Raw genomic sequence first — 21,114 nt, 5'->3', positions numbered from 1 at the left:
TGCGGCGGCTCCAAGAAGCCTTTAGCCCGGCGGGTTTCCCCGCCGGGCCCGAGGGGGAGACCCCGTTCCTCAGAACGGGATCTCGTCGTCGCGGTCGACCAGTTCGGGGCTTTCACCCTCGGCCGATTTCGGGCGGCTGAGGAAGTCGACCTTCTCGGCGATGATCTCGCAGCCGTAACGGTCCACACCGGCCGCATCGGTCCACTTCGTGTAGTGGATGCGGCCTTGGACGAGGATCTTCATGCCCTTGTCGCAGTGCTCTGCGACCGTCTTGCCGAGGCCATTGAAGCAGGTGATGCGGTGCCATTCGGTGTCCATCACCCGGTAGCCGTTCTCGTCGCGGATCACGCGACCTTCCGAGAGGCGCGGCCGCGAGGTGGCCAGGGTGAAGTTGGTGATCGTCGTGCCGCTTTGGGTCGAGCGGACTTCGGGCTTCTGACCGATGTTACCGGCGAGGATGACGATGTTCTGCATGGTAAGCTCCTGTGTTTCCTGTCCCCGGGACCGTCCCTTCGACAAGACCCGGAAAAAGCCTGTCGGGTGAGGCGTGCACGGGCGACGGAACGGCGGCCGGAAACCCCCAGAGGGCCGGGGTGGAGCGGGCAGGTCGCCGAAGGCGGCCAACACGGCCCGGACTGACGCGGGGTTGCTCGCATGAGGCCGAACAGGCTTAGGGGATTGTCAGTCGAAGGGATGGCGCCGGGGATGGGAACGACCTGAGGCCCTTGCAGAACCCGTCCTTCCTTGCCGGGGCGGCAGGTCTGAGGCCTGTTCCAGCGAAACGACCCTGCGGCAGACGTGGGAACCCACCACCTGCCCTATCGCAGGGAACTCCAAGGGATTTGCGATATCGCGACTGGACGGCTATCCGGGATCGATCATTCAGGACACGAGTGCCAAATGGCTGATTTCGATCTCGAGGCACTGTCGCTCAAGGAACTGCAGCAATTGCAGAAGGACCTCACCAAGGCGATTTCCAGTTACGAAGACCGGCAGAGGGCCGAAGCCCGCGCCAAGCTCGACGCGATTGCCAAAGAGATGGGCTACTCCCTCGCCGAGCTGATCGGTGTCGAGGTGAAAGCCTCTCGAGCGCCTGCCGTGGCGAAGTACCGTCACCCTGAGAACGCGACCCTCACCTGGTCGGGCCGGGGCCGGAAACCGCAGTGGTTTGTCGCTGCGCTGGATGCGGGGAATATCCCGCAGGACCTCGCCATCGCCTGAATGGCGATGCCCGAGCCAAACATCCTCAGGTCCACCCCTTGGCTGCCGGCCATAACCTTCCACCCAACACACAATTCACGACGTGAACTGGAGATGTCAAAACGGACGGATCGGCGCGTTCACGGACAAGGACGTACGCGCAGGTGAACAGCTGAGTCCCTCAGGCAACGTGGCGGGAAATACCTAGCTGCAAGGCCGGTTTCGCTGGTGTTTCAGTCCGCGAAATTGCTAGACTGTCACCGGAGGCGCGAAATATTTGACCGCGCGCAAGAAGGTCGAAAAGGCTCGATTATGGCGTCGGCACAGCAACTTATCGGGCTCGTAAAGAGCCATGCGGAGGGGGACGAAGAGCGTTTCTTCGATCTCGCGATGCAGCTTGCCGCCGCGGAAGACCAGCGCGGCCATACTCGGCTCGCAGAACAGCTGCGCCAGTGGGCGGAGGCATCCAGCGTTCCGCGCCAGAGCAGTATTGCAAAGCTTACCCCGCTGGCAGCACCGCGCGGCGATCTGGCGGGCATCTTGGGTGCGCGCTACCCCGCGTCCACGATCAGCGATCTGATCTTGCCGGACCACCTCTCCGAAGAATTGCGGCACATCGTCGTCGAGACCCGGAAGCGCGACCTTCTCGAGAAGAAAGGTCTGCACCCGCGGCGACGCCTTCTTTTTTCTGGCCCACCGGGGACAGGAAAGACCCTGAGCGCCGAGGCATTGGCCGGCGAGCTGAAATTCCCCTTGTTCACTGTGCTTCTGCATGGGCTCATCACCAAATTCATGGGTGAGACCGCGCAAAAACTGCGCCTAATCTTTGATGCAATCCGCACGACGCGCGGGGTCTACCTGTTCGACGAAATCGATGCACTGGCGGCATCTCGTGGGAACGAGAACGACGTTGGTGAAGCAAGGCGAATTCTGAATTCATTCTTGCAGTTCCTCGATGAGGATACTGGCCCGTCGATAGTCGTCGCGACGACGAATATTCCCGAAATCCTCGACCGGGCAATTCTTCGGCGTTTTGAACTGGTGCTGCCCTACGAGCTGCCTTCCAGAGAGGCCGTCCAGAAGGCGATGCGCCGCCGTCTTGTCGGTTTCAATGTTGATGGTGTGGACTGGGACGCTGTATCTAGCGTTGCCGAAGGCCTATCGACGGCAGATGTTGTTGCAGCGGGCGAAGACGCGGGAAGACGCGCTGTTTTGTCCTCCACAGACAATATTCTGACGGATACGCTTGTCGCCTCAATGGAGCGCAGGCGTTCGTTGCAAGGACTTGGAACATCGCTGAATGGAACGAAATCGCCCTCATCTGATCATAAACGGCCTAGGACAAGCAGTCGCGTTTCGGGCCAAGGGCGGCGGCCAAGCAAATCGACCGAGTGACGTCCCGAACCGGCGCGCGCATGCTCAGGCGCTGCTGCGGGCAATTGACGCCCTCGGTGATCCCACCGCACAGAACCGGCCCGGCGTCTACCTCGAAATCCAGGCTAGGCCGAACGAACCCTTCGTGACGAAGAGCTTGGATGCGAGTGGCCTCCATCTTCTCAGAGTTTCCACCGACCCCGAGAACGTAGACGCGCCAGCCAGGGCCACCGTTTTTGCTTCGGCTGCGGGTGTTGGCAAACTTAGAGAAAAGATTGAGGCCTTTCAGGGAGAAGAGACGCCAAAAGGCCGACCAAAGAACGCGGACTTGGTGCAAAGCATCTCCGCCATCGTCGAAGCTGGGTTGAGGGCACTGTGGCGGAGTCCGGCCGCGAAGTTCCCCGCCCACGGAGAGGTCCATCCTTGGGAGATATGGCTAGAGCGAGCCGAAGCCGACCGATTTCTGGAGCGTGCGGTGGCGCTCGGGATCCGTTTTGAAGGCGATCGCCTGCAGTTTCCCGAAGACGTTGTCGTCGTCGGTCATGGAACCCATGATCAGATCGCTGACGCCGTTCGCAGCTTCGGAACGGTGAAGGCTCTGGCAGCGCCCTCCGTTCTGTCCGACTACTTCGAAGGAATTCCGCCGGAGGAACAGGCGGCGTGGGCTCAGGCGATGGAAGGGCTGGTGCAGCCGCCCCACTCTGTGAACCCGCGATTCATCACGCTCCTCGACAGCGGCATCGGGTTAAACCACCCGCTCATCCAGCCCTTCCTTGACCCTGTCGACCGCCATGCAGCAGAACCGGGTTGGGGTCTGAACGATGTTCATGGGCACGGCACGCAATTGGCGGGTCTTTCGCTCTACGGAGACCTTCTCCCGGTCATCCAAAGCAACGTGCCGGTGCATATCGGGCACCGACTCGAATCCGCGAAGATCATCCCTGATGCAGGCCAGAACCCGCACCATCTGCTGGGAGCCGTGGTGCTGAATGCCGTCAACGCGGTCGAAGCGAATGCAGAACGCGGGCGAACCTTTTCTATGGCAAGCACTACTGACGAAGACACGCCCCATGACGGCGCGCCGACATCATGGTCGAGCGAAATTGATCAACTGACTGCAGGGGTGTCAGGCAATCAACATCGACAGCGGCTGTTCGTGATTTCGGCAGGCAATACGGACCAGAATCGTTTCCAAGGTGCAGACTACCTCTCTATCTGCGATGATCCTGACCACGAGATTGAGTCTCCAGCCCAGGCGTGGAATTCCATCTGTGTTGGCGCCTACACCGAGAAGGTGAGGATACCTGCTGATCTGCCCGGGCAGGCAGTTGCCCTTCCCGGCGATCTGGCTCCGTCATCCCGGACGGCTAGCTGGTCGAGTCACTGGCCGATCAAGCCGGACGTGGTAATGGAAGGCGGCAACTGGGTTCAGGATCGCCTTCCACCGCCGATGAAGCATTCGGCGCTCTCGCTGCTCACCACAGATCACCAGTATCCTTTGCGCTCGCTCACAACGACTGCCGATACGAGCGCTGCGACGGCGCTGGCGGCCAAAGCGATTACAGAGCTCTGGGAAGACTATCCCCATCTCTGGCCGGAAACGATCCGGGCGATCTTCGTCTCGTCAGCACGATGGACGCGGCAGATGAAGTCGCACCTTCCGGCAAATCCTTCAAAGGGCGACTTCACCCGGCTGTTTCAGAGGTACGGCTACGGCGTCCCCGACGAGGCGCGCGCCCGCCGCAGCGCCGCAAATGCCCTGTCGCTCATCGTCCAGGATACGATCAACCCGTATCGACCGAGTACGACCGCTGGTGCCGAGCCTATCCATAACCAAATGAAATTCTTCCAACTTCCGTGGCCCAAAGAAGTGCTTCGGCAGCTAGGCGCAACCGAAGTCACGCTTCGGGTGACCCTCAGCACTTTCATCGAACCAAATCCCTCGGAAGCCGCCCGCGGGTCGAAGTTCCGCTACGCCTCCCATAATCTTAGGTTCAAGTTGAACCGTGCGAACGAAAACCAGGCGCAGTTCCAGGCGAGAATTAACAAACTGGCTGATGACCCTGACGCGGAGCCGGTTGCCGACAATGATGGCTGGATATTCGGTCGTAACCGACGTGATGTCGGTTCCCTGCACATCGATGAATTTCGTGGTCCCGCCTCGGATCTTGCCCGCCGAAATCTCCTTGCTGTCCACCCGGTGGCGGGATGGTGGAAATCTAAGTCGATTAAAGATGTGGGACAGAAAACGGCACGATTTGTGCTTGTCGTTGAATTGGATGCCGGTGCTGTTGAGGCCGATCTCTACACAGAAATCGAAGCGGCGATCGCGAATCTGAACATTGCCCAAATTGCAGTGTAGCGTCCAAGCGGTGCTCAGCGGCAAAGGCATTTTTCCTAGCTTTTGCGAAATGCTGCGCGCGACGCGGTACCTGCATCAGGCACTCCCGCTCTGTGCGGCAGCCCGTCGGGCCAGCCGATGCAGGATGGCTAGGGCATCGCAGGATGGACGCGGACTGGTGGTCCGCCGAAACGGTTGACGGGCGAGAGGCTCGGAGCGGAGCCTTTGCTCCGATCCTGAGCCTCCTTCGAGGCCGTGGGCATCATGCCCACGGGTCGACCTCAGCGATCACCTGAACCTCGTCGCCGTCGATTTCATCGGCGGGGACAGCGCCAAAGGTTCCATCCCCTGCCTGGAAGACGACGATCGAAACCATGAGCGTGGCGGCGAGGGAGGCGGCGAAGGCGTGAGCATCTTTACGGGACATCTGTTTGGCTCCTGTCTTGGAGGCGGGGGACCATCCCCCGCGCGACAGGACCCCGCAGGCCCGAAGACTGGCTGACATCACCGGGTGCGTTCGGCTCGCCCGAATCCACCCGGCGGCACGGGCTCCGCCCGCAGTCCGACCCCTCGCGGGTTGATCTCGAAGACAGGACTCGGGGCAAAGAAGGGAATGGCGAGCGGGGGATGGTGCCCAAACGTAAGGAGCCGGTTGTCCCGCTGATGCTTGTAACGCCACCAGCCTCCCGGCCAGGCTCTTGGTTGAAGACCTCCGTCTTGGGGGATGGACCCTTTGGCGCCCCGCGGTATCGCGGGACGGGTTGTGGTCGGTGAGAGGCCCGCCCGCGGACCTGCCCCTCACGCCATGTCAGGGCTCAGGCGGCCAAGTCCGTGCCCCCTGCCCTATCGCCGTCCTCGGCACCGACGATTTCGAGCCGCGCGTTGCGATAGCCTTCCCGCGCGATCCAGAGCTCGGCTGCGGTGATGGACTCCGCCAAATGCAGCAGCTCGGTGTTGCCGCCGAAGTCCACCAGCACGCGCACCTGTCCGGCTTTGGGTTCCTCGGCCACCTCGAAGATCAGCCGGCTGTCCGCCGAATGGCTGCGCATGATGGTGACGAGGATTACCCCATCCGAGGAGAAGTTCCCCTCGTGCAGCGTGAACGACGCCGGTGCCGTCCAGGTCGGATAGGCCCGCGACGGTTCCTTCTTCACGAGACGGCCGACGCCGTTCGATCTCTCCCAGGCTGCGAGCTTCTTGGTGAAACGTGCCGGCGGCTTGGGACTGCCGTCGGTGTAGCGGATCAGCGCCCCCAGTGGGGCTGTGTCGATGATGGTTGTTGCAGACATGATTCCTCATCCCGAATGCGAGAATCCGCATTCATCATATTGATATTATTGTATTTTGTGAGAGAGAGGGCGGGTTTCCCCGCCCCCGGATGGCTCAGATCACTCCGCAGCCATCATCGGCGCGACGCTCTCCGGCAGATCGGCGGTCAGGAAGGCCGGGAGATCAACCTCCTCGGGCTGAACCGCGTCTTCCCCCTGCCCTTCCGCGATCTCCTGGCCGTCCAGCGCGACCAGATCACCGCGGCGCAGAACCTCGGGCAACCAGCCGCTGCCCTTCAGAAGCCGCTCGGCCTCGGTGGCCATCTCGCCCTTCTTCAGATGGTCGAGGAGCTGCGCGGTCCCCTCGCCCTTCGCCTCGCGCACGGCCTCGAGGATCCGGGCCTTGGGCACACGGTTGAGATAGCCGTCGACCGTCGGCTCCCAGCCCGCTTCGACCATGTCGAGATCGACCGCGCGGGCCACGAGATGGGCATGCGACATGCGTCGGGCCAGGCCGGAGGCCGATATACCGACACCATAGGGGTTCACCTTCTCATGGAGCGCGTTGATCCCGAAGCTGAGGCAATGCGCCAGGAGTGCGAGACGGCTGCCCTGGTCGAGCACCGTCAGATAGTCCCAGAGCGCAGCATCATTGCCGAGGGGCAGATCGGCCTCCCAGGCCGCGTGACGCTCGTCGACCAACTTGGCCACCACGCTGTCCTTCAGATCGGGCGCCTGCGCCGACATGTAGACGTGACGCACCGAGGCTTCGAGACAGCTGCCCGACGCGGAGGAGGTGCGGAAGGTATCCGTGACGAACTTCAGGAGCAGGAGCGTCAGCGCCACGTCGGGGGAACGCCCAATGGCCTCGCGCAGAGCCAGGGTCCGGTGGGCAGTCAGTTCCAAAACTAGCCGCTCGGGCAGCGGCTTCAGTGCCCCGTCATCCTCATCCTCGGACAGGTCCGCGCCGATCGGCTGACCACCCGAGGTGATGACGGTTCCGCCACCAGACGACGCAGTGGGCTGCCATCCGGAAACACCTGCATCGCCGCCCTGCCCCATGGTATCCGCGTCACCGACGTTCTGGACCGCGGACTCTTCCCGCGGTTCGTCCTCGGGACGGACGTAGCCGCGATAGATCGTGAGACCTCCGTCCCGATCCAGCGTCACGAAGACACCCGCACGGGCGACCTCGGTGGGATCGAAGATCAGCGGCCGCTGCTCGAGAATCTCCGTCGCCAATTCAAGCTCGCCGAGCCGAGTGTCGATCTCCTCGGGGTATTCGTCTTGGCCCGAGTATTCCTCCTCGAACGCGCGATACTCCGCGAGCAGCGCCGCATGCGCCGCGCTCTCTTCCTCGTTCATCGGCGCGGGGTCACCCGCTAGGCGGCGCAGCCCGTGGCTGTAGCCATAGGGCAAGTCGGTCGAGACTTCGATCCACCTCCAGCCCTCGACCGCGATCGCCTGTGCCTCGGCGTGAAGCTTATCCGCGACCAACCGGTCGAGCAGGGTAGGGTCCCTGAGCCAGCCGCCAGCGTCGCTCTCGAACAGGTCGCGCAATACGACACCTCCCGCCGCCTCGTAGGCCTCCGTGCCAACGAAAACCGCGCGACGGTCAGATGCCCGAACCGCGGCCTCGGTCAGCATGCGCCGGATCGCATAGGGCTCCTTGTTCCAGGAATTCTTCACTGCGTCCCAGACCTGCACCTGGCGCGCGTGATCGGGGTTCACGGTGAAGGCCATGAGCTGTTCCAGCGTCACGCCGTCTTCGGCATAGACATCAAGCAGGGCAGGGGCCACGGAGGCGAGTTTCAGGCGCTGCTTGACGATCTGGGGCGTGACAAAGAAGGCCGCCGCGATCGCCTCCTCACCCTGACCTTTCTCGCGCAAGGCCTGAAAGGCGCGGAACTGGTCGAGCGGGTGCAGGGCGACGCGCTGCGTGTTCTCCGCCAACGAGTCGTCCTCGGCCAGGATTTCCGACGCAGCATTCCGCACGATGCAGGGGATCGGCGCCGTCTTCGCCAGCCGCTTCTGCTTCACCAGCAGCGACAGCGCCTGGAACCGACGGCCACCGGCCGGGATTTCGAACGTGCCGGTCTCGACCCCGTCAACGTCGAGCACGGGCCGGACGTTCAGGCTCTGCAGGAGCCCACGCCGCGCGATGTCTTCGGCCAGTTCCTCGACCGAGACGCCCGCCTTGATGCGCCGCACGTTGGACTGGCTCAGCACGAGCTTGTCGAAGGGGATGTCCCGCGAGGGAGACAGGGTGACTTTCTGGGCTGCTTTCGCCATCAGATCTTCTCCACGACGGGCACCGGAAGCCACTCTCCCGATCTCACTTCCCGTCACCCCTCAGCCTTCGGTCCTTTCCCTCTCATCGCCGGTCTTGACCGCGGTCAAGAAGTGCAACCAGGATGTTCTATGCGCGCAGGATCGTTTCGAAGTATGCCTCGGGCTGCCTGATCGCTTCGCCCTTCCCCAATAGGTAGTCCAAGATCAGTAGAAGGCGTCCAGCGCCGGCTTTCTGGAGGCCACGCATCAGTTTTTCTTGGCGTATTCTAAGCAATCGACCGATGTCGAAGAGAACGCGGTTGAGGGCTTCTCCTGTTTGAGGCGCGTCTGGAAAGAAGTCGGCGACATATGAGAAGTCTGTCCATGCCATTCTTGCAGGGTCGCGGTTCATGGATGGTCCTGCAATGCTTTCGTCAGCGCTGGTCTGCCTTGCGTGCCCGTCTTTCTTTATAAGTTCTTTTTTTATGGACTCTATCTGCCGGTCATTTTGTCCGTTTCTGGCGGACATTTCGCGCGTGCAATCATCGATGTGGGCTTGGTCGCGTGCTTGGATTTCATCTACGGGTGCGCCTGAACTCTGGCTCTCTCCGTAGCTTTGCGCGGTGTTGGCTCCGAGCTCGCGGAGACCAGCGATGATCTGCAACACTGCGTCGGCCGTTAGCGTTGCTCGTCGAAGGATGTTCCTGACCATTCCGAGGGAAGACAACCGTTCTTCAACGAGGCGCTCGTCTTGAAGGAGCGAAGCGCGCAGGGCCAGAGCTTCTGCCTTGAGGGAGCGAAGGCGTTCACGCTCTTCCGCGACCTTTGAGGCCTCGGCTGCGAGGGCGTCGTGGCTCTGTATCAGCGGGTTCAGGTCGATCCCAAACGCGTCCCGGATGATGCCCCCGTACCGAAGAGGGAAGCGTTTGCCGTTTGCCGAGTTCTTACGGTCGATGAGGCCGGCAGCTTTCAGGCGGCCCAAGCAGCGACGTAGGGTCCTTTCATCGATGCCGTTTGCGCGGTCAGACAAGGAGGCGTTTGAGGGGAACACAACGGTAAGCTTGAGTGTCGTCTCACCATCGGTGGCGTCCCGATCGCGGGGAAGAAAGCTGATCAGGGCCGTCAACACGGTGACGTCATTGCTCGACAGGCCAAGTTCCTTCCGGAGGGCGCGTACCGGTCCCAGAAGTTCATAAGTAGTAGGGCAGGCAATAGTTCTCCGTTCCGCCAGGGCGGTTGGTGTTTGGGATACATGTCTCATGCTGTTTCGGAAGAAAAAGCTTCCCCGGTCACCGCGAGCGGTGTTGAAATCGATTCGTTTTGGGGGTATCAATCAGGTGTCGAGACTGATTGAGGCCCTTCGGAAGCACCGCTTTCGGGGGGTCTTTCCTTTTCTAGCCGGTCCTCCTTTCGGTTTCTGCTCGTTGCTTTTGATGTCTTGACCGCGGTCAAGACACGGGGTCGTCACTCTGGGCCATCTTGACCGCGGTCAAGAAGCTCGCTGACCAGTTTCCGGACGGCTTCCTCAACGCGCGGGGCAAGATCAGCCTCCACATCTATGGTGATGCGGTTGCCCTTGCGGCCGATCTTCACGCGCTCACCTGGCTCAACCTTGGGTGTAGTCGCTTTGGTGGCCGTGAGGAGAGTAACCGCTGCGTCGAGCCGGTCTGGGCCCGGCAAATTACGGGGGATTTCGCGGGCAACTTCTTTGGTTCTTGCGACGTCCTTCTCACACAGTCTGAAAAGCTTCTCCCAGACCCGCCGACCAACGCCGTGTGCAGGTCCGATAGCCTGGATCAGCTCCATCGGAATGCCGGTCGCGATACGGTTCATCCGTGAGACGAGCGACTCGTCGACCTGAAGTGCCCGATACGCAATCGTCTGGGCATTCTTGCGTGTCTCGTCTGTTTTCCCAAGTTCCCGAATGATCCCGGCGACGAACAGAGCCCTCTCGATAAACGATGGGTCTTGGCGGGCATTGTTTTCCACGCCCTGGGCGATCAGTGCTTCCTCTTCGGTCATCTCCATGACCGTGGCGCGCACCTTCTGACCGAGTTCACGACATGCGAGAAGCCTGCGGCGCCCATAGACGATTTCAAGTGCGCCGTCCTGGGTTCGGCGGACAAGAACCGGTACCTTTTGCCCGTGCTCACGGATCGACGAGACGAGCTCCTCAAGGCCATCGCTCGGATCGATACGATCCATGACTGCGGACATCCGTACGGTGCTCGGGTCGATCAGGCGCGTGGCGTGTTTGTCTTCTTCCATCACGGATGCTTGCGCACGAGCGACAGTGGGGCTCGTGCGCTTCAGATCGAGATACGCATCCTCGTCCGACGTCGGCGCTTTACCCATCGCGTTCTTGAGTGAGTCCCCAAAGACCTTACGCGCCATGGCTACGCCCCCATGCCTTGAGGATTTCGCGTTCGACTTCGTCGGTCACGCGCGAAACGGATTCGATCGCGCGCTCGTACGTTCGGCGGTTCACGTCGCGAGGTTCGACCTCGAAGATGCTCTGCTGCGTGTTTGCTGCATCGCCCACCGCTGTTGATTTCAGGAACTCGGCCGACAGCACAGCATCCCCGAGGACTGTCCGAAGCAGAGACGAAATCTGAACCTGCGGACCGTCGGTGTTTTCGTATCGGGTAATCAGGACCCTCACGAAGTTCAGGCCATGCTCAGGGGCGTGTGCCTCGACGACGCCCATCAGGTTGCTCGCCATGCCCAGAAAGCTCGCCAGCGACATGACATCGAGCATCGACGCGTTTAGTGGGATCAGGACCCCGGTCGAAGCAAAGAGGGAAGAGATCACCGAGAAGTTCAGCTGCGGCGGGGTGTCGAAGATCACCACGTCATACTGGTTCAGGACAGGCTCAAGTGCCTCACGGATGCGACTGTGGAACGTGGTGGCGCCGTGTCTGAAGCTCAAGGCAACCTCAAACTCGTACTCCATGATGTCCATAGAGGCTGGGATCAGATCAACTGTCGGGAAGTTCGTCTTGCGAATGATCTCTGATGCGGGAAGTGGACCCTCGGACCGGATCAGATCGTAGGAGGTCGGCATATCCGGATCGAGCTCGGGAGTAACCCCGAACAGGTTTGTCAGGCTTGCCTGGCTGTCGAGGTCGATCAGCAAGACCCGGTAGCCGCGCAAGCCCAGCAGTTGCCCCACATGAGCGACAGTAGACGTTTTTGCCGAACCACCCTTCAAGTTGAAGATTGTCAGGACCTGACAAGGCTCTCCCGATCGTCTTTGCGGGTGTTCTTCCGGCTTGATCCTGCCGGTCTCGAGAAGGACGCGTTGGGCTTCGACCATCTCCTCGGCAGAGAAGCTGCGGCGGTTGCCACCCTCGAGGATGCCTTCCGGAAAGCCTTCGAGATTTGACACGTGATGGCGGAAGGTGTTCTGGTTGATCCTAAGCAGATCGGCTGCTTCCCGCATTGCGAAGCGACGGAGACCCTTCTGGGCATCCGGTGGGAACGTTTCCTGCGCATGTTCACGCAGCCGGCTACCGAGCCGCTTGGACATGACGTCGAATCTTTGAGATGCTCGTATCCCGCTCATCACTGCCCTCAAGTCTTTATTGTTTTGCAGACCTTAACAGTTTTGGCGGATAAATCTAGACCAAACCGTTGAGCGGCCTGGAGGCGTTGAGGCGGCCTATTTCTGGCGAGAAAAAATCTCGAAGTATCAGTGCTTTGGATAACCTAGTTCGCAGATCGCTTCAACAGTTCGTAGCGCGCGATGTGGTGGCCACAACATATATTGCGGATGCCTAAGGAGCGTGGATTATCAGAATCGCATCGCCGATTCCCGCGATTTTACTCAAGCAGCCCCAGCCTCTCAGCCCGCTCCAGCAGCATCGTCACGGAGGATGGCTGCCAGCTTGTCCGCCCGCGGGGCGTGCGCTCACGCATAGCTTCCAGCCGGTTACAGATCGTCTGAAGCGTTATGTCGGGATCCGCGCCCTTGATAGCCGCGACGATGGCGGGCAGACGGTCATCGGTTTCACGCCGCCCGGCGCGGCCCAAGACCGTCTCGGGTAGGAAGCCGTCGCGGACGTAGGCGTTCACTGCGCGTAAGAGTCGGCTCTGCGTCCACTGGCGCTCGCGGGGCAGGGGGCCGTTGACGATGCGCAATACGTCTTCCCAGGCCATGTCGGGCCGCAGGCGGCGGACATGGGGCAACCAGTCCTGCGCCGTCTCATTCAGGCGTTCCATGTAGCCGTCCTCCCGCGCCAGCCGCACCTTGCGCAGCGCGGCCGGATCGCGGGCGCGTAAGCCCGGGTTCCCGCCGATCCGCCCCTTGGTGCGCGCCGAGGCCAGCCCCGCTTTGGTGCGTTCCCGGATCAGGGCGCGCTCGAACTCTGCTGCGGCGCCCAGCACCTGCAGAGTGAACTTGCCCTGCGGCGAGGCAGTATCGATCGGGTCCGTGAGCGAGCGGAAGAAGGCGCCCTTGGCCGCTAGCCGCTCGATCAACTCCAGAAGATGCGACAGCGACCGCGCCAGCCGGTCGATGCGCACGACGACCAGCGTGTCACCCTTGCCGATCCGTTCCAGTACCCGCGCCAGCACCGGCCGCGCGCGGTTCCCGCCCGAAGCCTGCTCTTCATGGATCTCGGCGCAGCCCGCGGATTTCAGGGCCTGCGACTGGGGCAGGGGGGTCTGATCCTCGGTCGAGACGCGCGCATAGCCGAAAAGGGGCATCAAAACAGGCCGTTTGCAATTTCATATGTCGTCAATAAACGACCGGTTTGTCGCGCGTTCAGAGCCCAGCCGCCTTGGTCAGATTGATGCGGAATCTGTCGCGGCGGCGTTGATAGCGACGGGTCATTTCGGCTGAGGCATGGCCGAGTTGTTTCTGGACGTAACGCTCATCAACCTCCGCGGATGAAGCGAGGCCCGCGCGCAGGGAATGGCCGGAATAGAGCCGGATGCGCTCCGCCTCTGGCAGATCGGGGCGCAGGCCAGCCTCCCGCACCGTCTGCTTGATCAGCCGGGCGACATGCTTGTCGGACAGCCGCTCGCTGGTGGCCTTCAGACCGTTTCGGCTAACCGCGACGAAGACCGGACCGAAGTCGATGCGTCCGTAATGCAGCCATTGTTCGAGGGCATGGACCGGGCAGGTCTGCTCGCTGGAACCGCGCGCGACTTCGACCTCGCGCCAGCCGGTCTTGCCGCGCAGGGTGATCAGGACGCCACCTTCGAGGACCTCGACCCAGCCGCCGCTACCGGGCGTGTCATCCTTGCCATGATCGAGGCTGACGATTTCCGACCGCCTGAGGCCACCCGCAAACCCGATCAGCAGGATCGCCCGATCGCGCAACCCGCGAAGGTCGTGGGGCAGAGTGGCCAGCATGTCGCGGATGTCTTCGGGCAGGATCGCTTCCTTCTGCACCGGCGGCCGCGCATGCTTGCGGCGGATGCCGGCCAGCACAGAGGCGATATGGCGGTCTTTGCGGTCGAGGCGTTGCCCGCGCTGCGCATAGCCCCAGCCGAGGCCCGACAAGCGCCGGTCGATGGAGGCAACCGAGAGGGGTGATGCCGACTGCGACGGCGTTTTGCCCTGCGGTGCGGCCAGATCGGCGATATAGAGCCCGATCAGCTCTGGCGACGGGGGCAGGGGGTCGGTGCCGCGCATCCGGCACCAGCGGGCAAAGTGCGCCCAGTCTTTGGCATAGGCCTTCAGGGTATTTTCCGAAACGGCCTGACGTGCGTAGTCCAGAGCGGTTTTCACCAACCGGTCGAGCGCGCCAGACCCAGCGACATGGAAGGGCAGGGCGATGCCCGGGACTTCGCTCTCGTCAGCCTCGTCGGCAATACGCTGATTTGGCGGTGTTGAAGGGTATCTCTCGGGCGGATTTTCCATGCCGCTGAGCTTACCTTCTGTGCGTCCGATAATGCAATCTTATTGGACATAACGCAGACCGGCAGTGTGCGGCGGTTTGACTACTATTCTCTGGCAGAAAGCGCCGCTCTTCGATAGGCATGCTGGCATGCGGAACCGAACCCCTGCAATCACCGACGGCCCCGACACCGTAGCCCGGATGCCGGGTTGGATCACCTCCGCGCGCGCAGAAACCCCTGAAGATGTGGCCTTTTTGTCTGGTGCGGCCCTGGCCCATCTGCATCTGGTAGCTCAGAGCGAAGAACTGCCCCACGCCTTGTGGCGGGATCGGCTGGCTCTCAGGGCGGCAGAGCTCTGTGTGGGGCTCTCCGGACGGCGGGAGACTGCGGCGCAGCTGCGCGATGCGCTGCATCTGACACGTCCCGGTGATGATCCCGGACCGGCGGGCGGGATCCTCCGCCAATGGTCACGCGCGGTAGCGCGGCCGATCTCGGTGGCGCAGCTGGGCAAGGTGCTTGAGGGTGTTTCTCCAGAGCTGATCGCGCTTTGTCTCGAGGCGAAGGGAGTCACGCCGATCGCGCGGGCGGCGGCGGTGATGGAGATCGTGCTTTCTGACGCGCCACGCGCCGAAACGACGGCACTGATCCTGGCCGATGCTGCGCTGGCCCAGGCGACCGGATCGGAACATCTTGTGCCGCTGCTGTCTTTGGCGATGAAACCGCGCGACCTTGCGCGCAGGGGCGAAGACTTGCGGCTGGCCTGCCACCGGGCGGTCGTTGCAGGGGTCGGGGAGGCAATCCGTCTCGCTGCCGATCTTGCCAAACAGGCACGACGCTTCCGCACCGTGACGCCCAGACTGCGGGCCAGAGGCGCCGACCAAGCTGTCGACCTGTTTCTGAGCCGGGATGCGCTGGCACCTGCCACACTCAACTCCCTCATGTCTGACCGGGCCGCGCGGCGGTTGTGTGACCGTCTGGTCGAGCTTGGGGTAGTACGTGAACTGACCGGCCGCGATAGTTTCCGTCTCTTTGGACTGTGACGATGGCGCGGCGCGAGGAACCGGGCCTTGATCGCGAACTGTCTGACCTGCCGGCCGATCTCCGCTGGCGCGAATGGATGCGGCGGATCGAGGCAGTGCTGTTCGCCAGCGCAACTCCGGTCGCGCGCGAGGATCTGGCCAAGGTGGTGGGGCAGCGGGCCTCGCTCGATCTTCTGATCGCGGATCTGGCAACCGATCTGGAGGGACGACCCTATGAGGTCGCCCGGGCGGGCGGTGGCTGGATGCTGAGGACGAAGCCCGCCTATGCCCCGGCAATCAGGGCCGCCTCGGATATTGTCGGGCAGGATCTCGATCTGAGCGCATTCGATCTCGCCGTGCTGGCGGCGATCGCGTTGCACCAGCCGATCAGCCGGGACGGGCTGAAGGACATCTTCGGCAAAGAGATCAGCCGCGAGCTGATCCGGCGGCTGGCCGCGCGTGACCTGATCGGCACCGGCCCACGTGAACCCCGCCGCGGTGCGCCTTATACCTTCGTCACGACCGAGGCCTTCCTCGCCGCCTTCGGGATGCAGTCCCTCCGCGACCTGCCAGACCGCGAGCAGTCGGACGATGCAGGTCTGGCAGGCCTGTCGGCGCGCCCGGAAGTCTAGACGACGGTTCCGTCGCAAATTCTTCCGGCTTCTGATTACGCCCTTCCAGAGGACACAATTATGCTGCGAGCCCGGCGAAGACCGGCTCAGTTGGACCTGTCGGGTTTGGTGCCGCTCCTTTGACCACGTAATGTGCAGCAAAGGAGATGAGCTATGAGCACAGTCAGGACGGATGAATTTCGCAAGGATGCGGTGCGGATCGCACTGACCAGCGGGCTTTCGCGCCGTCAGGTTGCGGATGATCTGGGGGTCGGCTTATCGACCTTGAACAAATGGGTGAACGCACAGCGTGACACGGATGTGGTGTCGCCCGAGGATCGCGAGCTTGCGCGGGAGAACGAACGGCTTCGGCGCGAGATCCGTATCCTCAAGGAGGAGAGGGACATCCTAAGAAAAGCCACCCGGTTCTTCGCGAGTCTAAAGCCGTGAGGTTTCGGTTCGTGGAAGAACAGCGAGGGGCCTTTCCGGTCGACCGGCTGTGCCGGGTGATGAATGTCAGCCCGCGCGGGTTGCGTGCTTTCCGCAGTCGTCCAGCCAGTCGCAGGCAGCGCATGGATATGGTGGTTCTGGCCCACATCAAGGAGCAGTCACGCCTGAGCTTGGGCAGCTATGGCCGTCCCAGGATGACTGAAGAGCTGAAGGAGGTCGGTATCGATGTCGGGCATCGCAGGGTCGGGCGGCTGATGCGCGAGAACGGGATCGTTGTTGAAAGAACGAGGAAATTCAAAGCGACGACGGACAGCGACCACACATTCAACCTCGCGCCGAACCTTCTGGACCGTGACTTCACGGCAGATCGGCCCAACCAGAAATGGGCGGGCGATATCAGCTATATCTGGACCCGTGAGGACTGGATGTATCTCGCCGTCATCCTTGATCTGCACTCCCGGCGCGTCATCGGCTGGGCTGTCAGCAATCGCATGAAACGTGATCTGGCGATCAGGGCCCTGAAGATGGCCATTGCCCTGCGGTCGCCGCCGCGGGGCTGCATCTTCCACAGCGATCGCGGCAGCCAATACTGTTCACACGACTATCAGAAGGTCCTGCGCGAACACGGCCTGCAAGCGTCGATGAGCGGCAAAGGCAATTGCTATGTCAACGCCGCCGCTGAGACCTTCTTCAAGACCATCAAGGCCGAACTGATCTGGCGGCGCACTTGGGAAACCCGCAGACAGGCCGAGACCGCCATCTTCCAATACATCAACGGCTTCTATAACCCACGCCGTCGGCGTTCAGCATTGGGAGGCAAAAGCCCCTTGGCCTTCGAACGCCAAGTCGCCTAAACGAGCATTCGGGGCGGCACAAATACGTGACAGGTCCACTCTTCGCTCTTCACCGGCACGAAGCGCATCGTCGGCCTCTGCGCAGCTTCGCAGATCGCCTCGGCATCCGCCGCGTCATTCTTCTGGCGCTTGACGAAGGGCTTCACGTAGGCGGGAGGGATGAGCCGCACCTCATGGCCCGACCGCCCGATCTCGCGGCCCCAGAAATGGGCGCCGCCACAGGCTTCCATGGCGACGACGCAGGGCGGCAGCTGGCCGAAGAACGTCAGAACTTGGTCCCACCTCAACTTCTTCCGCAATACCCCTCGCCCAGAAGCGTCGGCCCCGTGGACCTGAAACACATTCTTCGCCAGATCGAGCCCGACCGTGATAATCTCCGACATGACCGCTCTCCTTTGTGGATCATCGCAGACCCACCCTGGCACATCGATGCCGTCGGGGGGCGGTCACATCATCAGAGCCGTTTCGAGGTGGCCTAGGAGATGAAAGAGCTGATGCGCGGGCTGCTCGGCTGACGTGGCCTGACGCAAGGGGGCGCGGCTCTCTGCGTCAGATCGCTTCAAGATTGTGGGCACTGCGAACTTCTGCACCCCAAGGTTGCTCCCTAGCCTGATCGGACCCCCGGACCAAACGGGGGGCCAACAGAATGAGGCATCATGCTGAAATACCTTTGCTTTACTGCGCTTGCCAGCCTGGCGACGCTGGCCCAGGCGGCCGAACAGCCGGTTTCCATCCCGGTGGGTGACAAGACCATCGCCGGGATCCTGACCCTGCCCGACGGCGTCGATCATCCCCCGGTCGTCCTGATGCTGCATGGCTTCACCGGACAAAAGGATGAATTCCCTATCGCGGGCACACAAACCGGCCTTTTCACCTTCATGGCAGACGAGCTGTCCAAGGCGGGCATCGCCTCGTTGCGCATCGACTTCGCGGGTTCGGGCGAAAGCTCGGGCGCCTGGGAAGACACGACCTTCACCGGCCAGACCCAGGACGCGATAGACGCCTTCGACTGGCTGCAGACCCAAGCCTCGGTCGATGGCCAGCGGGTCGGGGTCCTAGGCTACAGCCAGGGCGGGCTGGTCGGCGCACAGCTGGCCGGCGCGCGGCCCGAGGCCAAGGCTTTGGTGCTTTGGGCGCCAGTGACCAATCCGCTGGCGACCTATTCCACCATCATGGGCGCCGACAAGATCGCGGCGGGCCTTGCGGCGGGGGATGAGGACAAGATCACCGCCGACCTCTCCTGGGGCGGGCAGACCACGCTGAAGGGCAAGTTCTTCCACGAGATCCCGCTGATGTCGGCGGCGGGCGCCATCGCCTCTTACCCTGGGCCGCTGCGGGTCATCGTCGGGGCGAAAGAGACCATCGTCACCCCGCAGCCCATCGCGGGCAACCAGCTGTTGAAATACCATGTCGGGCCCGAGGACCTGGTGCTTCTGGACTCCGACCACGATTTCGGCGCGGAAACCTCCGATGCCATCGCCAAGGCGGACCTCGCGCCCAAGACGGTCGAGTGGTTCACCTCGAACTTCTGACCGATGGGGCACCGCTGCGGTGGTGCCCTAATTCACCGGAATGGCGATCTCGGTCAGACCCGCCTCGCGCGCCAGCTGGTAGACTATCTTGATGGCGCTTGCAGCGGTCTGTGTCGGCATGACCCGTCCCTTGTTGGGTGCCGCCATCTCCCTACGAGGAAGCGACCGGGTGGTCCGGGAATTGCGCCGCGCCTTTCCTCGGCATCGTCAGGTGATCGAGCGGACCCGTAGATTATCGCAGAACCTTGACCGGCGGCTTCCAGGACGGCCCGAGACAGGGCATCCGACCCGCGCTCACAGCACATGTAATGACCCGCCCAAGTGCATCCGAGAGCGCTCTGCGTGCGGCCCGGCAGGCCATCTCCGAACTTGGACCCGAAGCAGATCGTCAAGCTTCTGGCGCGGGCCGATGCAATCTGGAGGCGCTCAAGCAGTGTCAAATCCTGAAGCGTCGAGCCTGTGGATATATTGCAATTAAGGGTATAGAAGCGCTCCGAAATGCTCCGAATCCGCAGAATCTGTTTAATTAGGGTACAGTGACAGCCGGGGAGAGTCGGTTCCGGATATGGATGACAAGCCTATTTGGCTGACATCTCGATAAGGATCTCCGGACTAAGCGGGACTCCGTGTTCGGCCAATCAAACTATAGATAGAGTGCTTAAGTCCGCGTCCAAGTGAAATGCCAGTTAGAAGGCGTCTGGAGACACTGAGTCAGTACTGCGCAAATCAAGCTGCCGGTCCCAATGCGACGAGTTCCGCGTCTTTCAGATAGTTCTGCTTCATGAACTGCATGAAGTTGTCCCGGAACTGCCGGGTGTGCGCATGGGCCAATGCATCAGCGCGGGCCACGTCGCGGTCACGGATTGCGGCCAGCATTTCGTCGTGTTCATCCGTCAGCAGAACCTCCTCGCTTCCCTGCTCCAGATAGGCGAAGTGAAGGTGGAGCATGCGGCGGCCCTGGTTCAGCAGTCGCTCGTAGAAAGCGGCCAGATAGGGGTTCCGGCCAGCATGGGCGATCGCCATGTGAAACAGCATGTTCGTTTCGGACATCGCGAGATGCTCGCCTTTACCGACGGCCGTCACAAACTCCTTCTGCCGCCGGGCGATGGTTCTCAGATCAAGGTCACTGCGTAGTTCGGCGGCGAGCCGGGTATTCATACGCTGTGCGATGTCTAGCGCCTCGACATATTTCGGGAAGCTCTGCACGTCGATGGGCGCGACCACCGTCGAACGGTTTGACAAAGTAACAACCAGATCACCCGCGGACAACCGGACGATCGCTTCGCGCACCGGCGAACGGGACATGCTAAAGCGTTCGGCCAGCGAGCTTTCGTCCAGCACGGCCCCAGGCTGGAGATCCAGCGCCAGTATCTCGTCACGTAAGGTTTCATAGACGAATTTTACGCCTGTACCTTTGACACGTTTTGGTGCCGCGTCTTTGCCCATGCCACGACTCCCAGGACAGCTTGTCTGCGTACGATAGACCATGATCGACCATTGTGTCGACACGATACATTCATGATTTGGTCTGTCGTCACTATGTCCCTCGGCAAACCTTATCGACAACGACCCTAGTTGTGATGCGCCTCGGGAGTATGGCCCGCCGAAGACCCTCTACAACCGTTGGAATCGGTGGAGTGACAAGGGCATCTTTGCGCGGATGATGGACGGGCTGGCCTCCGAGGCCGCCGTTCCGAAGACGGTGATGATCGATGCGACTTACCTGAAGGCGCACCGCATGGCGACCAGCCTGCGGTCGAAAAAGGGGGGCCGAGTGACCAGAGGGGCCGTCTGATTGGCCGAACCAAGGGCGGCATGAACACCAAGCTGCATGCTGTCACCGATGCCGATGGCCGTCCGATCCGGTTCTTCATGACGGCAGGCCAGGTCAGCGACTATACGGGAGCGGCCACGCTTCTGGACAGCCTGCCTTCCGCTGACTGGCTCTTGGCCGACCGGGGCTATGATGCCGATTGGTTCAGGGAAGCGTTGAAAGACAAAGGGATAAAGCCCTGCATCCCGGGGCGGAGGTCGCGTGGCAAGCCCATCAAGCACGACAAGCGGCGCTACAAACGCCGCAACAGGATCGAGATCATGTTCGGGCGCTTGAAAGACTGGCGACGGGTCGCGACCCGCTACGACAGATGCCCGAAGGTCTTCCTCTCCGCCGTCGCCCTCGCCGCCACCGTCATGTTCTGGCTATGATGCCAGAACGAGTCCTGACCCTAAAGCTCGGATCCAACAGGCCACGATCAACCGTAGCGCGACCCGAAAAGGGCGCAGTTTTCATTTATCGGCCTGCCAGTGGCCGCGACCGGGTTGCGATTAGTGTGAGGGCGGCAACGTC

At 61.9% G+C, this 21,114-nt stretch carries 17 protein-coding genes and 2 pseudogenes; 8 read left to right on the top strand and 11 right to left on the bottom strand.

From position 1 onward, the window contains the following. Positions 1-69: 69 nt before the first annotated feature. Positions 70-474 (bottom strand): single-stranded DNA-binding protein, encoded by a 405-nt coding sequence (locus JI744_RS15230; protein ID WP_202661993.1) that lies wholly within the window; start codon positions 472-474, stop codon positions 70-72. A 426-nt stretch (positions 475-900) separates the two neighbouring features. Between JI744_RS15230 and JI744_RS15225 the strand changes: the two genes are divergently transcribed. From JI744_RS15225 to JI744_RS15215, 3 genes are all read left to right on the top strand, one after another. Then, a complete protein-coding gene (locus JI744_RS15225; RefSeq protein ID WP_202661992.1) occupies positions 901-1,221 on the top strand; it encodes an H-NS histone family protein in 321 nt (106 codons plus the stop codon). Positions 1,222-1,512: 291 nt separating this feature from the next. Then, positions 1,513-2,595, top strand: a complete 1,083-nt coding sequence (locus tag JI744_RS15220) for an AAA family ATPase (protein ID WP_202661991.1) — start codon at positions 1,513-1,515, stop codon at positions 2,593-2,595. Further along, on the top strand, positions 2,501-4,936 hold the full coding sequence (locus JI744_RS15215) for a S8 family peptidase (RefSeq protein WP_236019482.1): 2,436 nt from the start codon (positions 2,501-2,503) through the stop codon (positions 4,934-4,936). The genes JI744_RS15220 and JI744_RS15215 overlap by 95 nt, the downstream gene beginning before the upstream one ends. A 241-nt stretch (positions 4,937-5,177) precedes the next feature. On the opposite strand, the gene JI744_RS15210 is transcribed toward JI744_RS15215, so the two are convergent. The 8 genes from JI744_RS15210 to JI744_RS15175 all read right to left on the bottom strand — a co-directional run bounded on the left by JI744_RS15210 (position 5,178) and on the right by JI744_RS15175 (position 14,323). Next, complete coding sequence (locus tag JI744_RS15210; protein WP_167384016.1) at positions 5,178-5,342, bottom strand: hypothetical protein; 165 nt, start codon at positions 5,340-5,342, stop codon at positions 5,178-5,180. A 388-nt stretch (positions 5,343-5,730) separates the two neighbouring features. Then, positions 5,731-6,204, bottom strand: a complete 474-nt coding sequence (locus JI744_RS15205) for a hypothetical protein (protein ID WP_202661990.1) — start codon at positions 6,202-6,204, stop codon at positions 5,731-5,733. 99 nt (positions 6,205-6,303) lie between these two features. Next, complete coding sequence (locus JI744_RS15200; RefSeq protein ID WP_202661989.1) at positions 6,304-8,475, bottom strand: ParB/RepB/Spo0J family partition protein; 2,172 nt, start codon at positions 8,473-8,475, stop codon at positions 6,304-6,306. Positions 8,476-8,602: 127 nt separating this feature from the next. Further along, positions 8,603-9,715, bottom strand: coding sequence for a helix-turn-helix domain-containing protein (locus tag JI744_RS15195; RefSeq protein WP_202661988.1), 1,113 nt, complete (start codon positions 9,713-9,715; stop codon positions 8,603-8,605). A 203-nt stretch (positions 9,716-9,918) separates the two neighbouring features. Continuing rightward, positions 9,919-10,848, bottom strand: coding sequence for a ParB/RepB/Spo0J family partition protein (locus JI744_RS15190; protein ID WP_202661987.1), 930 nt, complete (start codon positions 10,846-10,848; stop codon positions 9,919-9,921). After that, the gene (repA, locus tag JI744_RS15185; RefSeq protein WP_202661986.1) at positions 10,838-11,983 is read right to left on the bottom strand and encodes a plasmid partitioning protein RepA; all 1,146 of its coding nucleotides are present in this window, start codon (positions 11,981-11,983) and stop codon (positions 10,838-10,840) included. The genes JI744_RS15190 and repA overlap by 11 nt, the downstream gene beginning before the upstream one ends. Positions 11,984-12,276: 293 nt before the next feature. Next, complete coding sequence (locus tag JI744_RS15180; protein WP_202661985.1) at positions 12,277-13,161, bottom strand: recombinase family protein; 885 nt, start codon at positions 13,159-13,161, stop codon at positions 12,277-12,279. Between the two features lie 58 nt (positions 13,162-13,219). Beyond that, complete coding sequence (locus JI744_RS15175) at positions 13,220-14,323, bottom strand: tyrosine-type recombinase/integrase (RefSeq protein ID WP_202661984.1); 1,104 nt, start codon at positions 14,321-14,323, stop codon at positions 13,220-13,222. Between the two features lie 127 nt (positions 14,324-14,450). Between JI744_RS15175 and JI744_RS15170 the strand changes: the two genes are divergently transcribed. The 3 genes from JI744_RS15170 to JI744_RS15160 all read left to right on the top strand — a co-directional run bounded on the left by JI744_RS15170 (position 14,451) and on the right by JI744_RS15160 (position 17,235). Next, complete coding sequence (locus JI744_RS15170; RefSeq protein WP_236019481.1) at positions 14,451-15,341, top strand: DUF1403 family protein; 891 nt, start codon at positions 14,451-14,453, stop codon at positions 15,339-15,341. A gap of 2 nt (positions 15,342-15,343) precedes the next feature. After that, positions 15,344-15,952, top strand: coding sequence for an SMC-Scp complex subunit ScpB (gene scpB, locus JI744_RS15165; protein ID WP_202661983.1), 609 nt, complete (start codon positions 15,344-15,346; stop codon positions 15,950-15,952). A gap of 153 nt (positions 15,953-16,105) precedes the next feature. Then, positions 16,106-17,235 (top strand): IS3 family transposase gene (locus JI744_RS15160; RefSeq protein ID WP_202661982.1). Its coding sequence is split into 2 segments (ribosomal slippage): positions 16,106-16,340 and positions 16,340-17,235, totalling 1,131 coding nucleotides; the frame shifts between segments, so codons are not numbered across the junction. 38 nt (positions 17,236-17,273) lie between these two features. On the opposite strand, the pseudogene JI744_RS15155 reads toward JI744_RS15160, so the two are convergent. After that, a pseudogene (locus tag JI744_RS15155) lies at positions 17,274-17,618 on the bottom strand (IS110 family transposase); the annotation flags it as partial. Positions 17,619-17,891: 273 nt separating this feature from the next. On the opposite strand from JI744_RS15155, the gene JI744_RS15150 reads away from it, so the two are divergent. Next, on the top strand, positions 17,892-18,767 hold the full coding sequence (locus JI744_RS15150) for an alpha/beta hydrolase family protein (RefSeq protein ID WP_202661981.1): 876 nt from the start codon (positions 17,892-17,894) through the stop codon (positions 18,765-18,767). 726 nt (positions 18,768-19,493) lie between these two features. On the opposite strand, the gene JI744_RS15145 is transcribed toward JI744_RS15150, so the two are convergent. Next, positions 19,494-20,213 (bottom strand): GntR family transcriptional regulator, encoded by a 720-nt coding sequence (locus JI744_RS15145; RefSeq protein ID WP_202661980.1) that lies wholly within the window; start codon positions 20,211-20,213, stop codon positions 19,494-19,496. Between the two features lie 130 nt (positions 20,214-20,343). Here JI744_RS15145 and JI744_RS15140 point away from each other — a divergent pair. Then, positions 20,344-20,972: pseudogene (locus JI744_RS15140) on the top strand (IS5 family transposase); the annotation flags it as partial. Positions 20,973-21,114 lie beyond the last annotated feature (142 nt).

Source organism: Fuscibacter oryzae, assembly GCF_016765795.1.
Lineage (GTDB): Bacteria > Pseudomonadota > Alphaproteobacteria > Rhodobacterales > Rhodobacteraceae > Fuscibacter > Fuscibacter oryzae.
The sequence above is the reverse complement of the archived record's forward strand: the minus strand, read 5'-3'. Positions and strand labels throughout refer to the sequence as shown.

Bases quoted from the DNA above. Each gene is read 5' to 3' on its own strand.
- JI744_RS15230 (WP_202661993.1), bottom strand. From the start codon at position 474: ATGCAGAACATCGTCATCCTCGCCGGTAACATCGGTCAGAAGCCCGAA.
- JI744_RS15225 (WP_202661992.1), top strand. From the start codon at position 901: ATGGCTGATTTCGATCTCGAGGCACTGTCGCTCAAGGAACTGCAGCAA.
- JI744_RS15220 (WP_202661991.1), top strand. From the start codon at position 1,513: ATGGCGTCGGCACAGCAACTTATCGGGCTCGTAAAGAGCCATGCGGAG.
- JI744_RS15215 (WP_236019482.1), top strand. From the start codon at position 2,501: ATGGAACGAAATCGCCCTCATCTGATCATAAACGGCCTAGGACAAGCA.
- JI744_RS15210 (WP_167384016.1), bottom strand. From the start codon at position 5,342: ATGTCCCGTAAAGATGCTCACGCCTTCGCCGCCTCCCTCGCCGCCACG.
- JI744_RS15205 (WP_202661990.1), bottom strand. From the start codon at position 6,204: ATGTCTGCAACAACCATCATCGACACAGCCCCACTGGGGGCGCTGATC.
- JI744_RS15200 (WP_202661989.1), bottom strand. From the start codon at position 8,475: ATGGCGAAAGCAGCCCAGAAAGTCACCCTGTCTCCCTCGCGGGACATC.
- JI744_RS15195 (WP_202661988.1), bottom strand. From the start codon at position 9,715: ATGAGACATGTATCCCAAACACCAACCGCCCTGGCGGAACGGAGAACT.
- JI744_RS15190 (WP_202661987.1), bottom strand. From the start codon at position 10,848: ATGGCGCGTAAGGTCTTTGGGGACTCACTCAAGAACGCGATGGGTAAA.
- repA (WP_202661986.1), bottom strand. From the start codon at position 11,983: ATGTCCAAGCGGCTCGGTAGCCGGCTGCGTGAACATGCGCAGGAAACG.
- JI744_RS15180 (WP_202661985.1), bottom strand. From the start codon at position 13,161: ATGCCCCTTTTCGGCTATGCGCGCGTCTCGACCGAGGATCAGACCCCC.
- JI744_RS15175 (WP_202661984.1), bottom strand. From the start codon at position 14,323: ATGGAAAATCCGCCCGAGAGATACCCTTCAACACCGCCAAATCAGCGT.
- JI744_RS15170 (WP_236019481.1), top strand. From the start codon at position 14,451: ATGCGGAACCGAACCCCTGCAATCACCGACGGCCCCGACACCGTAGCC.
- scpB (WP_202661983.1), top strand. From the start codon at position 15,344: ATGGCGCGGCGCGAGGAACCGGGCCTTGATCGCGAACTGTCTGACCTG.
- JI744_RS15150 (WP_202661981.1), top strand. From the start codon at position 17,892: ATGCTGAAATACCTTTGCTTTACTGCGCTTGCCAGCCTGGCGACGCTG.
- JI744_RS15145 (WP_202661980.1), bottom strand. From the start codon at position 20,213: ATGGGCAAAGACGCGGCACCAAAACGTGTCAAAGGTACAGGCGTAAAA.